The 13,596-nt window shown below is 43.1% G+C and carries 15 protein-coding genes; 7 read left to right on the forward strand and 8 right to left on the reverse strand.

All coding sequences use genetic code 11. The features are described from left to right. Window positions 1-25 precede the first annotated feature (25 nt). Entirely contained in the window at window positions 26-562 is a 537-nt protein-coding gene (locus J7Q78_RS04785) for a 3'-5' exonuclease (protein WP_154242317.1), read from the forward strand. A 190-nt stretch (window positions 563-752) separates the two neighbouring features. On the opposite strand, the gene J7Q78_RS04790 is transcribed toward J7Q78_RS04785, so the two are convergent. The 4 genes from J7Q78_RS04790 to J7Q78_RS04805 form a co-directional block, all read right to left on the reverse strand. Next, the gene (locus tag J7Q78_RS04790) at window positions 753-1,652 is read right to left on the reverse strand and encodes a DMT family transporter (RefSeq protein ID WP_208421917.1); all 900 of its coding nucleotides are present in this window, start codon (window positions 1,650-1,652) and stop codon (window positions 753-755) included. A gap of 298 nt (window positions 1,653-1,950) precedes the next feature. Continuing rightward, window positions 1,951-2,424, reverse strand: a complete 474-nt coding sequence (gene tsaE, locus J7Q78_RS04795) for a tRNA (adenosine(37)-N6)-threonylcarbamoyltransferase complex ATPase subunit type 1 TsaE (RefSeq protein WP_208421918.1) — start codon at window positions 2,422-2,424, stop codon at window positions 1,951-1,953. 113 nt (window positions 2,425-2,537) lie between these two features. Then, a complete protein-coding gene (pta, locus tag J7Q78_RS04800; protein WP_208421919.1) occupies window positions 2,538-3,524 on the reverse strand; it encodes a phosphate acetyltransferase in 987 nt (328 codons plus the stop codon). Window positions 3,525-3,614: 90 nt separating this feature from the next. Next, entirely contained in the window at window positions 3,615-4,301 is a 687-nt protein-coding gene (locus J7Q78_RS04805; protein ID WP_208421920.1) for a uracil-DNA glycosylase, read from the reverse strand. Window positions 4,302-4,416: 115 nt separating this feature from the next. Between J7Q78_RS04805 and J7Q78_RS04810 the strand changes: the two genes are divergently transcribed. The 3 genes from J7Q78_RS04810 (at window position 4,417) to J7Q78_RS04820 (ending at window position 6,717) form a co-directional block, all read left to right on the forward strand. Further along, complete coding sequence (locus J7Q78_RS04810) at window positions 4,417-5,304, forward strand: Cof-type HAD-IIB family hydrolase (RefSeq protein WP_208421921.1); 888 nt, start codon at window positions 4,417-4,419, stop codon at window positions 5,302-5,304. A gap of 6 nt (window positions 5,305-5,310) precedes the next feature. After that, window positions 5,311-5,826, forward strand: coding sequence for an LURP-one-related/scramblase family protein (locus tag J7Q78_RS04815; protein WP_154242323.1), 516 nt, complete (start codon window positions 5,311-5,313; stop codon window positions 5,824-5,826). 162 nt (window positions 5,827-5,988) lie between these two features. Continuing rightward, window positions 5,989-6,717, forward strand: coding sequence for a DUF554 domain-containing protein (locus J7Q78_RS04820; protein ID WP_154242324.1), 729 nt, complete (start codon window positions 5,989-5,991; stop codon window positions 6,715-6,717). Window positions 6,718-6,763: 46 nt separating this feature from the next. Here J7Q78_RS04820 and J7Q78_RS04825 read toward each other — a convergent pair whose 3' ends face one another. The 3 genes from J7Q78_RS04825 to J7Q78_RS04835 all read right to left on the reverse strand — a co-directional run bounded on the left by J7Q78_RS04825 (window position 6,764) and on the right by J7Q78_RS04835 (window position 9,500). Beyond that, on the reverse strand, window positions 6,764-7,327 hold the full coding sequence (locus J7Q78_RS04825; RefSeq protein ID WP_154242325.1) for a GNAT family N-acetyltransferase: 564 nt from the start codon (window positions 7,325-7,327) through the stop codon (window positions 6,764-6,766). 66 nt (window positions 7,328-7,393) lie between these two features. Next, window positions 7,394-8,065 (reverse strand): beta/alpha barrel domain-containing protein, encoded by a 672-nt coding sequence (locus J7Q78_RS04830; protein WP_154242326.1) that lies wholly within the window; start codon window positions 8,063-8,065, stop codon window positions 7,394-7,396. 13 nt (window positions 8,066-8,078) lie between these two features. Beyond that, complete coding sequence (locus tag J7Q78_RS04835; RefSeq protein ID WP_154242327.1) at window positions 8,079-9,500, reverse strand: aminotransferase-like domain-containing protein; 1,422 nt, start codon at window positions 9,498-9,500, stop codon at window positions 8,079-8,081. A 116-nt stretch (window positions 9,501-9,616) separates the two neighbouring features. Between J7Q78_RS04835 and thiD the strand changes: the two genes are divergently transcribed. Genes thiD through J7Q78_RS04850 form a run of 3 tightly spaced genes read left to right on the forward strand, consistent with a single transcriptional unit; the run spans window position 9,617 to window position 11,483 of the window. Further along, on the forward strand, window positions 9,617-10,414 hold the full coding sequence (gene thiD / locus J7Q78_RS04840; protein ID WP_154242328.1) for a bifunctional hydroxymethylpyrimidine kinase/phosphomethylpyrimidine kinase: 798 nt from the start codon (window positions 9,617-9,619) through the stop codon (window positions 10,412-10,414). Beyond that, a complete protein-coding gene (locus J7Q78_RS04845) occupies window positions 10,404-10,907 on the forward strand; it encodes an ECF transporter S component (protein WP_154242329.1) in 504 nt (167 codons plus the stop codon). The genes thiD and J7Q78_RS04845 overlap by 11 nt, the downstream gene beginning before the upstream one ends. Before the next feature lie 12 nt (window positions 10,908-10,919). Beyond that, window positions 10,920-11,483, forward strand: a complete 564-nt coding sequence (locus J7Q78_RS04850; protein ID WP_154242330.1) for a TIGR01440 family protein — start codon at window positions 10,920-10,922, stop codon at window positions 11,481-11,483. A gap of 46 nt (window positions 11,484-11,529) precedes the next feature. Here the strand turns inward: J7Q78_RS04850 and glmS are convergent, their stop codons facing one another. Continuing rightward, window positions 11,530-13,344, reverse strand: a complete 1,815-nt coding sequence (gene glmS, locus J7Q78_RS04855) for a glutamine--fructose-6-phosphate transaminase (isomerizing) (RefSeq protein ID WP_208421922.1) — start codon at window positions 13,342-13,344, stop codon at window positions 11,530-11,532. Between the last annotated feature and the right edge of the window lie 252 nt (window positions 13,345-13,596).

A 13,596-nucleotide genomic window follows, 5' to 3' on the forward strand; every position in this document is an offset into this window, starting at 1 on the left:
TTTAAAAAAAGCGAGGTTCAAAATAGTGAATTTTGTCGCAATGGATTTTGAAACCGCCAATGGACAGCGGCACAGTGCTTGCTCACTCGCCCTTGTCGTTGTGCGCAACAATCAGATCGTTGATAGTTTTTACACCTTAATTAAACCGGAAACTTATTTTAGTAGTCGCAATACTCAAATTCATGGAATTCGTGAAGCTGATGTGGCGCAAGCCCCCAAATTTAATCAAGTCTGGCCGCACATCGCACCGTTTTTCACCCCAAATAAGTTAGTAGTCGCCCACAATGCCAATTTCGATATTGGTGTGTTAAAAAGCACCCTTCAATACTACGACATCCCTGCCCCCCATTATCTAGCCTTAGACACGCTCAAAACGAGTCGCCGTTTATACCCACAATTTGAAAATCATAAGTTAAATACATTGTGTGATAACCTAGCGATTCCACTCGATAATCACCACAACGCACTGGCTGATAGTATCGCCTGTGCCAAAATTTTAATTAAAGAAGCTAACGATTTTGGTGTTGAGCCGCTAAAAGCAGCCACCAAATTAATCGGCTAACAAAAAGAACGGTTAACTTGTCTATGCAGACAGGCTAACCGTTCTTTTAACGAATGGTGGATTAAAGCTAAATTGTCATTAAGGCTTCGACAAGATTAATAACTTCATCATAATCATTAATTTGTTTTGACTAATGTAAGAGCTTTGTTTCCGTTGTTGATTATACCATAATTCGGTTCATCGTGTTAACTTATTTTGAATTAGATTGCCCAAGGCTCAAGATAAAGACGGTACTGATGACGAGTATCCCGCCAACGACTTCCCAAATATTAAAGCTTGTTTTTAAAAATAAGACGGTGCCGATAGTCGCAGCCAGCGGTTCAAAAGTATTCAATAACCCGGCCGTCGTTGGGGTGATATACCGTAAACTTCCCAAGAAACAGAGGTTAGCAAGGGCGGTCCCAAATAGGGCAATGAACAAGACACTGCTGATTGTTGCCACGTTTAACGGTGGCACATCAACCCAAAATGGGTGGACAAAGGTAAAGACAATCCCACCGATTAACATCGCCCAGCCCACAATCACTAACGTCGGAAATTTTTGAAATAATTTGACCGGCAATAATGTATTCAAAGCCCCGGAAAAGCCGAGGCATAAACTAAGTCCAAATGCTACGTGTGAAATCGCTAAATGGGTCAGCTGGCCCTTTGTCACTAACAACCACGTTCCTAGCAATGCAACCGTCACCGCAATTAATTCAACTCGGCTTGGGGCCCTCCGATAAATCACTAAACTAATTAAAATAATCATTATGGTGCCTAGCTGCTGTAAAATGGTGGTCGTTGGGGCGTTGCTGGCTTGAATCGTTAGAAAATAAAAATACTGAACGGCCGATAAGCCTAATACAGCAAATAACAGCAACCGGCTAAAATCTCGTGGTTGCCGCCACACTGTCAAAACATCATTCGGTTGTTTAATGAACGCATAAGCCAATAAGAATAAGCCGGAAAGGCCCATTTTAACCCCCATCAGCCATTCCGGCTTAATTGCCGTGTCAGTGAACAACCACTGTGATACTGGTCCTTGAATTCCCCAAAAGGTTGATCCTAATACGGCTAAGTAAATTCCGCGTCCTCGTTGGTGTTGCATCATAATTCTCCTCATCCATATTCATTAATTGGCTCATTTGCACCATTGGCATATAGCCTGTTTCCGGCGTATCAAAGCCCGCTGTTAATCGGACCTTGGCCCTATAACCAAACTGTTTATTGCATACAATTGCCGGATAATTTGTTGCAATTCAAAAATACGCGCTATCTAAATTCAGTAAATCGTGACGCTAAAGCGACTAGCCCCGCGAATAAGATAACTTACGGTGTTTCTTTGGGCACCGTTTTTAGAAAAAAATAAATAAGCCCGCGCATCTGCGGCTTGCACGGGCCGAATATCAATGACACTCATCTGCAAAACTAGCACGCACCAATGCTTCATAGCGCGCGCCATGCGGTTCAAGTACTAACGTCCGAACTTGATCATCATGAACATCCTTATTAAAGTGAATCATCAAATAATCGCTCGGTAGCTCTTCGGCAATAAATTGACTCCATTCAATCACGGAAACCCCGTTCCCATCGAGATACTCTTCTAAGCCTAAATCGCTAGCACCCGTTTCTTCCAATCGATACATATCCATATGATAAAGTGGTAACCGACCGTCTTGATATTCACGAATTAACGTAAACGTCGGACTCTTAATATAGCGCTCAATTTCCAAACTCGCTGCTAAGCCTTTAGTAAACGTTGTTTTACCAGCGCCTAAATCACCATCCAATAACAAGACGTCACCGGCTTGGACTTGTTGGCCCAACTGTTTGGCAATCGCCATCGTTTGTTCTGGATCAGTTGTTTTAAATTCTAACATCTTCTGCCTCATTCTAATTGTTATCTGTGTGTCATTATACCGAAAAAAGCCCTGTTCGCAAAGTTAAAAACGCCAGCACAATTTTTTGTGCTAGCGTTTTTAATTGCCATCAGTTAGTTTTGTAATGCTTGAGCAGCCGTGATAATAGCCAACTTATAAACATCTTCTTCATTGCTCCCGCGCGATAAATCAGAAATGGGTTGATTCAAGCCTTGTAAAATTGGCCCGATTGCTTCGAAATTCCCAAATCGTTGAGCAATCTTGTACCCAATGTTCCCTGATTGTAATTCTGGGAAAACAAACACCGTCGCCTGCCCAGCAACTTTTGAACCTGGCGCTTTTTGGTTAGCAACAACTGGGACGTAGGCGGCATCAAATTGTAATTCACCATCAATCGTTAGGTCTGGTGCGATTTCATGCGCAATTTTGGCTGCTTCTTGCACTTTCGTGACTTCGTCTGCTTGAGCCGAGCCCAATGTCGAAAAACTCAACAGGGCAACTTTCGGATCAATGTCAAACAACTCAGCCGTCTTAGCAGATTCCACCGCAATTTCAGCCAGTTCTTGAGCATTCGGATTGATGTTAATCGCACAATCCGAAAATAAGTAACGTTCGTTATCCCGTCCACGTTGCATAATAAAGGCACCGCTCGTCCGTTGAACGCCTGGTTTTGTTTTAATAATTTGAAGTGCTGGGCGAACTGTATCCCCAGTTGAATGCACGGCCCCTGAAACCATCCCATCAGCTAGGTTTAAATAGACCATCATAGTGCCAAAATAATTCGGGTCTTGTAAAATGGTTTGTGCTTGTTCAGGGGTTACCTTGCCTTGACGACGCTCGACAAAAGCAGCAACCATTTTTTCGAAGTCGGCTGCTGGGTATTCTTGTGGATCAATAATCGCTATTTTGTCCAAGTTAAATCCTTTAGCAGCGGCGATTTGTTGAATATCGTTCGTTGCGCCAATTAAAATTGGTTTCAATAGCCGATCGGCATTCAACCGCGCTGCTGCGCCAATAATCCTTGGCTCTGTCCCTTCCGGAAAAACAATTTTAAATTGCCGATTGGTAATCTTTGCTTTTAAGCTTTCAAATAAATCCACAATTGCAACCTCCAGTAAGCGTTTTATTATTGCTAATGTAATCATACAACGTTTCTAATAGCGCGACAAGTTAATAATGGTAGCGTTTTATTATTCTGCCGTGACTGTTTGTGGTAATTGCCAATTAATTGGTGCCATGCCCCATTGTTCAAGGGCCGTATTTGTCTGTGAGAACGGTCTAGAACCAAAGAAGCCATGATAGGCTGATAAGGGACTAGGATGCACCGCCGTAATGACCGCATTTTGCGTCTCATCAATTAACCGGCGCTTATTCTTTGCCGCGTTTCCCCATAAAATAAAGACCACGTGGCCCCGCTTTGACAATGCGGCAATGGCTGCATCTGTTAGCTGTTCCCAACCATGGTTACGATGCGAATTTGCTTGGCCTGCCCGCACAGTCAATACGGTATTCAACAAAAACACCCCTTGATCTGCCCAATTCTTTAAATAGCCATGTTCAACCGGTTGAAAGCCAACATCCGTCTGCAATTCTTTATAAATATTTTGTAATGACGGTGGTACTTTGACGCCTGGTAAAACGGAAAAACTGCACCCATGCGCTTGGTGCGGACCATGATAGGGATCTTGTCCTAAAATAACGACTTTGACCTGTTCAAACGGCGTCCATTCAAAGGCTTGAAAAATATGATACATCTCGGGATAAATCGTCGTCGTTTGGTATTCTTGTTTCAAAAAAGTATGGAGCTGACCATAATAGGGTTTAGCAAATTCTGGTGCGAGAATTGTCTGCCACTCATTGTGAATAATTGTTTTCATCTGCTCACCTCGTTAACTAGTTTATCGTGTTTTGACATAAGTTGCTAGAAGAAAAGTAGCTTGCATGCTAAGATAGAGGTAAGTTTCGAATAATACGTTTTCAGGAGGAATTCCTTTGATTTCAATTATTGCATCTGATATGGACGGTACTTTATTAAACGACAAAATGCAGGTTTCAGACGGGAACATAACCGCCATTAAAGCTGCTCAAGACGCTGGCATCGAATTCGTGGTGGCTACTGGCCGCAGTCGCTCGGAAGCCCTCCCACTAATTGACAGTGATGACATCCACCCAACTTTAATCACGATGAATGGCGCTCAGGTTTTTGATTCTTTAGGGAATGAGGTGTTAAACGTCCCGATTGATGCGCAAACGGTGGCGGCCGTTACAGAAAACTTACGCGAAAATCAGATTTACTTCGAACTCATGACGACTGCCGGTAATTATTCAGATAGCAAAGTCAGTCGTATCCAAAATGTCGCTGATTTACTCGTCAACCTCAATCCTGATACGAGTTATAAAATTGCGGTTGCTTTAGCTGCTGCCCGTTTGGAATTGATGAACATTAACTATGTCGATGATCACTATCAAGGGATTATTAACGATCCAACAGTTAAGATTCTTAAAATCATCGCTTTTAGCACCCACGGAATGACCGAATTAGCACCAATTAAGACCTTTTGTGAAGACCGCGGTAATTTAGTCGTAACTTCCTCTTCAAGCAATAACATCGAAATAAACCACATTGATGCGCAAAAAGGCATTGCTTTGGCTGCTTATGCTGAACAAAAAGGGATTCCAATTGAACAGACAATGGCGATTGGTGATAACTTAAATGACTTTTCAATGATTAAAACAGCCGGCATTGGGGTGGCCATGGGCAATGCCGTCCCAACGATTAAAGAACTTGCCAACTATCAAACTGCAACCAATATTCAAGACGGCGTTGCACAAGCCATTTATCACGCAATTGACTTGAATCGTTCAGCTGAAAAGAAGTGATCTAAGATGCCCATTTTTTACATTAAACACCAAGCGAGTGCTTCACGCGGGGTCTCAACAGTAATTGACGAACAACAACAACCGCGTTATTTACTCGTTGGTAAGCGCGGCATTCGGCATGACGTGTTTAGCCTTTACTCACTCACGGGCGATTTACTGGGTGAAATTCGCCAAGTTACAATTAGCCCCTCACCTGACTTTGACTTGTTCCAAAACGGTGAACGGATTGGGCAGCTCAAAAAGATTTGGGGTATCTGGCGTGAGTTTGTCTATGTTAAACAACTCAACTGGTTAATTATGGGGGATTTAACGCAAAATCAATATCGCATTATCTACCATACCCAATCCATCATGCAAGCAACCACCATCCTAGCTAGCAGCGGGCCTGCCTTTCAATTAACTATCAGCCATGAAACAGATGTCGTCCCCTGCATCTTGATTGCTACCGTTTTAAATCATTGGGCCTATAACCAGCCCAAGGCCCTGATGCGGCGTTTTAAGCCTAGCTTACGATGCGAATAATCATTAAAAAACCGACTAATCCGCTGATTAGCCGGTTTTTTTGGTCTAGTTCAAGACTTCGAAACAATATCGCTAAGCGCTAACATTTAAAATTAAATTGATTCTCTTCTTTTAAATTGGTATAGTTGAATATGCAAACTTAAAATTAAAGGGGTCTTATTAATGCCAACTGGCGTAATTATTAATTCATTAGCCGTCTTACTCGGCGGTCTATTCGGTAGTTTATTGGGCGATAAATTATCAACTAAATTTAAAACTGAGCTCACCTTAATCTTCGGTGTCGCTTCAATGGGGATGGGCATCAATGCCATCATTCAAATGAAGAACATGCCGGCCGTTATCTTCGCAGTCGTTCTCGGTACCGGCATTGGGCTCTTAATCCACTTCGGTCGCTGGATTGATCGCGGGGCAGTTCTAATGGAACGGCCAATTTCTAAATTCTTTCCTCGCAAAAACAATACGTTATCTGACGCCGAATTTATTTCAGCACTCGTGACAGTGATTGTCCTCTTTTGTGCTGGAGGAACTGGGATTTATGGAACATTAGATGCTGGGATGACCGGTAATAATACGATTTTAATCTCTAAATCGATTCTAGATTTCTTCACGGCTGCCATCTTTGCCTGCAATCTTGGCCCCGTCGTCTCAACGATCGCAATCCCGCAATTCATTATCTTCTACATCATTTTTTTACTCGCAAAACTAATCTTTCCGTTGACGAATCCAACAATGCTTGCCGATTTCAAAGCTTGCGGTGGCCTCTTGATGCTTGCTACCGGCTTTAGAATCGCTAAAATTCGTGAATTCCCAATTGCGGATATGATTCCGGCAATGATCTTAGTCATGCCACTCAGCTGGCTATGGACGACAATGATTATGCCACTACTTTAAACTTAAAAAGAGCCCTCAACAATAATTGTTGAGAGCTCTTTTTATTTTAAAGCTGTTTAACCATGTGATCGTATTGATGATCACCAATCATTAATGTCCCTTGTTTAACAAAACCCATTCGTTCATAAAGTTTCTTAGCGCCCGGATTTTGTAAATCAACACTGAGACTAATCTTTTTTTCACCACGAGCTTTTAAATACGCTGGTAATGCTTCAAGTAACTTTGTCCCGATACCGCGCCCCTGTGCGTGCTCAGCAACGGCAAGTGTATCTAAATACCACTCACCCGGTTGGGCCTCTTTATCGGTAAAAAAACGCGTTGTTTCAGGTAACCCGATTTGTGGGAATAGCGGTGCTAATGCATCATCGATGTGGGCTTCTTTGTCTTCGGGGAAGCCAACCATAATCCCCAGAATTTGACCATCTTCTTCATAAACCAGTGTATTAGCATAACTATACCGATATTCTGGTATTGCAAAGGCCTGTTCTAAAATACTAAATAAATCCTCTAACGGAATTTTTTGGAAAAGGGGCATTTCCATTTCTTCAAAAACGATGTTAATAATTGGCAAGACGCTCTTGGCATCTGCAACTGTTGCTTGACGAATCATTCAAAAACCTCCTTGTTCATCTCATCTAATAAGCATACGGGGGATTATGCGACACGTCAAATCCTATCATGTTAAATCTGATCGATAAGCTGCCATTTTCTTAGCAAATAACTCACCATTGGTCGGTGGCGTGTACGTCAATGCATTCGCACCTGCTTCAATGGTCGCTAATATATGCGCTTCATCTTTGCCCCCAGTTGCCATGATGGGGATTTCAGGGTATTGTTGCCGAATTGCGCTGACAATCGCTGGCGTTTTAGCCGCACCACTAACGTTTAAAATCGAAACCCCCGCTTCAATCTGTGCGGCATAATCCTGTTGTTCCGACACAACAGTACAAATAATTGGCACATCAACAACGCGGCTAATCATTTTAATCGTCGCCACGGACGTTGGTGCGTTAACCACCACCCCAATTGAACCGGCAGCCTCAGCCAATAATCCCATATACGCGGAGCGACTGCCAGCTGTTAGCCCCCCACCAATCCCGTTAAAGACAGGGATCGTCGCTACATTGCTGATGGCATTCATGACCGCTGGATGTGGTGTGAATGGATAAACCGCCAAAACAGCATCGGCATTCGTATTATTCACAATCGCTACATCGGTGGTAAAAATAATCGTTTTAATCTTCTTACCGAGGATCTTAATGCCCCCAACTTTTCGCGCCACAGTAGGTGGTCCGACAACACTGGTTTTTAATGGCGTATAAATTTCTGGCACGAATTCTTCCATCATCCAATTCTCCTTTTTATTCTGTTGCTTGCATAATGGTTACTAATCGTTGTTCTAATGCAACCAAATCCATTGCATTTAACCGCGCAAAATTGATGCGTAATGCGTCTGTTTTAAGGCCAAATAGTGATCCTGGTGCGACAGCTAACTGATGATCAAGAAAGGTTTTTAAGCGTAATTTATGGTTGGGCCGTGTCATCCAGATATAGTATCCGCCCGCTGGTAAGTCAATTTGCCAATCTGGTAATACGCTTTTGAGCATCCTATACGTCGCCAGTGCCCGTTCTTGCAGTGTTGCCTTAAGTTGATCCAATTGTGTTTGAAATTGGGGATCCCCCATCGCCAGGGTCACCATGACTTGTGACATAATACTTGGTACTAAATCCATTTCATGCTGCACCCGGGTCAATTGTTCGATCACTTGCGAGCTAGCAACTACCCACCCGATTCGGCTACTAGCCCCCATAATTTTGGACAGCGAACTAATATAAATGACGTTATCCGGATCGAGTTGTTTCAATGTTGGGATTGGATTAACAGTCTCAAATCCTAACCAACCAAAAACATCATCTTCTACAATTGGTATTTGGTATGTCTGACATAAATGAACGACTGCTTTTCTTTTTTGAAGACTCATGACGTGACCAGTTGGGTTTTGATAGTCCGGATTAAGGATAACCAATTTAATCCGATGCTTAATGATTAGCTGTTCTAAAACCGTTAATGAAATCCCATCAGCGTCAACTGCCGCCTCATAAACGCGGACACCAGTTGCTTCAAACAAAGTTGAGTCATGAAAAAAAGAGGGGGATTCAATCGCGACAGCATCGCCTGGCGACAACAAACCTTGTAATATTAAAAAAAGTGATTGCTGTACACCGGCCGTCATTAACAACTGTTCTTCGGTAAACGATAAACGTTTGTTGTATTGATCCAATTGATTAATTGCTGCAATAAGCGGTTGATAACCGCGCGGTGTCTCTAGCGCTTGTGCTGTGATGAAATCTTGCCACGTTAATGCCGGAAATCGAAATTGTGGGACTAATGCTAATGGTAAATCACTTGAATAAACATCAATTAATTTTTCCGATTTTTGGCTAACTAATTGTTGTAATTGTCGCCGTTCATTTTGACTTTGTGACTGCCGCTGACTTAACAAATAAGTATGCCAGTTAACCCGCTTTGCCTGGGGGCGGGCTTGTAGACTGACAAATGTACCGCTCCCGACGCGCCGTTCAATCACACCATCTGCAACTAATTCATCAGATGCACGCGTCACTGTTGAACGATTAACCCGCAATAATTTAGCGAACTGCCGCTCGGGCGGTAATTGATCACCTGGGCTTAGCTGGCCACGGTCTATTAAATCAATAATCATTTTTTTAATCGCCATATACTTTGGCTTTTGTTCTGGTAGATATTGGCGCCATTCAATCACTTTTACCACCTCTCACTCAGTTTACAAATTGGCTGGTAAAAAAACAAGCCAATTGGCTGTTGTTGCACATTCTAATCTTCACTATGATAGTGGAGATTAGAATTGGGAGGACAACTATGCAAAACATTTTAACCATTGCCGGCTCTGATACACTGGGTGGTGGTGGCATCCAAGCCGATTTAAAAACATTTGAAGCCTTAGGAACATTTGGTGTTAGCGCGATTACTTGCATCGCGACGTTATTACCAGATGGTCAGTTAAAAATTCATGACTTACCTGAGGATACCATTTTAGACCAGCTTGATGCCATTTTAAACTACGTACCACTGACCCACGTCAAAATTGGTTTGGTGCATCAAACAAAAACTTTAAAAGCAATCTGTGGGCGATTACGACAACATCCCGAATTAAACATCATCACTGATCCAGTCCTCATCTTTAAAGAAGGAGCTGTTCCTGCGCAACAAGCGTACCTTGAGACACTGAAAAAAGAACTGCTCCCCCTGACGAGCGTTACCACGCCAAATTTGTTAGAAGCGCAACAACTCAGTGGGCTTTCAACGATTACTACCCGTGCGGAAATGGTCGAAGCCGCCACAATCATTCAATCATTTGGTCCCAAGCACGTCATCATCAAAGGTGGCCAACGATTTCCTGGTAAACAAGCCGTTGATTTATTAAAATCGGGCCCAACAACTCATTATTTAGAAGCCCCTCGATTGGAGACAACGACAATTGATGGTGCGGGCTGCACCCTTTCAGCAGCAATTACGGCAGAATTAGCAAACGGAAAATCACTTGAAAGTGCCGTTGCACGCGCGAAAAAATTGGTTTATGCTGGTTTAAAAGCGGGGGTGCATTTGCGCCATGGCCTGGGGAACGTTTGGCAGGGGGCAGCTCAACATGCATTTTAATAAACATCAGTTACCATTACTCGCGATGCTCACCGCATTGACCGTTGCACTCTCGTTGTTAATCATCATCCCGATTCCGGCGACAAAAGGCTTTGTGACGCTCTGTGAGGTCGGGATTTACACAGCAGCAATCATGCTTGAAAATCCCGGCGGACTCGCTGTCGGATCCACGAGTGGCCTATTAATCGATCTATTATCTGGTTACCCTGAGTGGTGTCTTTTCTCACTCATCATTCACGGGGCACAAGGCTTTATTGTAGGTCACCTGACTCGTAGTGATTCAATACGACCAAAGCAGCTGATTATCCCCCTCATTTGCGGTAGTATCGTCATGGTTGCCGGTTACTTTTTAGCTACCAGTTTACTTTTCGGCTGGGCTGCCGGAACCGCTTCGATTTTCAGCAATATTGTTCAAAACGGACTTGGAATCGTGGTCACCATCCCGTTAGTCACGAGTTTATCCCGTATTCGACCACAATTATTTAACCATTAGGAGATTTCAAAAATGACAAATGATTTACCATTAAACCAAATTCAACAAAACTTAATCCAAATAACACAAGATGTTTTAAACGAAGCCCACTTAGCAAGCGGCGATTTATTCGTTCTCGGCTGTTCAACGAGTGAAGTTGTCGGGGGCCATATTGGTAAAGCTTCTAGCAAAGAAGTTGGCGAAATTATTATTGCAACGCTTCGTGGCGTGCTTAATCCACTGGGGATTCATTTAGCCGTGCAAGGCTGTGAGCACATTAACCGTAGTTTGGTTGTTGAACGCCAAGTTGCCCGCGCACACGACTTTGAAATTGTCTCGGTTGTTCCCGCTATGCATGCTGGCGGTGCTTGTTCTGTTGCTGCTTTTGAACAATTCAGTGACCCTGTCGAAGTTGAACATATCGTCGCACAAGCTGGTTTAGATATCGGTGATACAGCGATTGGGATGCACGTGAAATTCGTTCAAGTCCCTGTCCGTCCAACACTTGATACATTAGGTAGTGCACATGTCACAGCTTTACGATCACGACCAAAATACGTTGGCGGGCCACGGGCCACTTACGCCCCAACGCATTAAACGCAAAAAAAGCCTCGTTCTTTTGAACGAGGCTTTTTTTAAGTGTTTATTCAACGGTGACACTCTTAGCTAAGTTTCTTGGTTGATCGACATCATACCCTCTATGCAGACTTGCATAGTAAGCAATTAATTGCCCAGGAACAATGCCCAATAAAGGCGCCAATAAGTCATTCACGGTTGGTAGAACGATTTGATCGTCTGCTTCAGCGAAGGCTTCACTAACAATCGTCAAGGCTTTTGCCCCCCGCGCGGTCACTTCCTGCAAGTTCCCACGGGTGTGCGCAATCGTTTTGGCATCCATTAAAAATGCAATGACTGGGGTATTTTTTTCAATCAAAGCAATCGTCCCATGCTTTAATTCGCCGGCAGCAAAGCCTTCTGCTTGAATGTATGAGATTTCCTTTAATTTCAAAGCAGCTTCTAAACTTAAAGCATAATCCTCACCACGTCCGATATAAAAGGCACTGCGCGTTGTTTGCAAGTAATCAGTCGTTAAGGTTTCAATCTGTTCTTTTTCGCTCAGTAGCGTTTCCATGCCGGTAGCAATTAAGCCTAATTCATGGTGCACGTCGAATTGTTCTGCCAATACTAGTTGATTGTGGCGCCCAAGTGCGACAGCTAAGAATAATTCAACCGCAATTTGTGCAGTGTAGGCTTTCGTTGAAGCAACTGCAATCTCGGGCCCCGCATGCAACAATAATGTGTAATCAGCTTCCCGCGAAAGCGTTGAACCTTGGCTGTTTGTAATGGTCAAACTAGGATAATGGCGGGCATTAGTTTGGACCAACACTTGACGACTATCAGCGGTTTCGCCACTTTGGGTTAAAAAGATAAAGAATGGCTTTTCAGATAATAGTGGCATGTGATAGCCAAATTCACTAGCAACATGGACTTCAACTGGTTTGTGCGCTAGCGTTTCAAACAAGGTCTTCCCGATTAAACCGGCATGATAACTGGTCCCAGCCGCCACGATGTATAAGCGGTCGGCATCATTCATTGCGCTGAGTAACGCTGCGTCGATCTTAAGCTGTCCGTCAGCAGCAACGTATTCGTTTAATAAACGCCGCATGACAGCTGGTTGTTCGTCGATTTCTTTTAACATGTAATGTGGATAGGCACCCTTACCTGCTGCATCAGCATCCATTTCCACATGGTAGCTTTCACGGTGAATGAAAGTGCCGTCTAAATCTTCAATTTGAATGCTCTGTTTCGTGAGCGTTACCATTTCACGATCATGGATTTCAATAAAATCCTTTGTTTCGTTCAACATCGCTAATGCATCCGAGCAGACCACATTAAAGCCATCACCCACACCAATTAACAACGGCGATTTATTTTTAGCAACGTATAAAGTATCCGGATCATCGCGATCAACCATGACAAATGCGTATGAGCCTTCAATCAGGGTCAATGCCTTCCGGAAAGCTTCCTTAGCTGACAACTGTTCCGTCTTAGCAAAGTAAGCAATTAACTGAACAGCAACTTCCGTATCGGTTTGACTGACAAAATGGACATCTTCTAAGTAAGTTTCTTTTAAAGCTAAATAGTTAGTCAATACGCCGTTATGCACCAAATAAAAACGACCGTCTTCAGATACATGTGGATGCGCATTATCACGACTGGCAACACCGTGCGTTGCCCAGCGCGTATGCCCGACCCCGATTGTACCTTGTACTTCAGAGCCAACCGCTGCTTGTAAAACGCTAATTTTGCCCGGTTCTTTAACTAAGTAGTCATGGCCAGTTTCACTGTTTACATAAATGCCTGCTGAATCGTAACCACGATACGCCAACTTCTCTAATCCGTTTAGCAAAATTTCAGTTGTCTTTTCATTACCAATCACGCCTACGATTCCACACATTATAAAATCCTCTTTTCAACTTTGGTTTAATATTTTTAAATTAATTGGTATAACACTTAAATATAATAACACCAACGAATTTAATGTCAACTATTTTATTGGTATATATCGATTTTACATTTTGGTATAGGCCGCTTATTACCAACGACGTCGGGCTTTTATGCTCGATTGCAACCAATTTATTTCAGTAACAAGCGTGCGTTAATGCGAGTCTTTTTTCTTGAGCGATTAATTAGCGCGGGCTTGATTCTA

Origin of the sequence: Latilactobacillus fragifolii (assembly GCF_905332535.1) — a bacterium.
Lineage (GTDB): Bacteria > Bacillota > Bacilli > Lactobacillales > Lactobacillaceae > Latilactobacillus > Latilactobacillus fragifolii.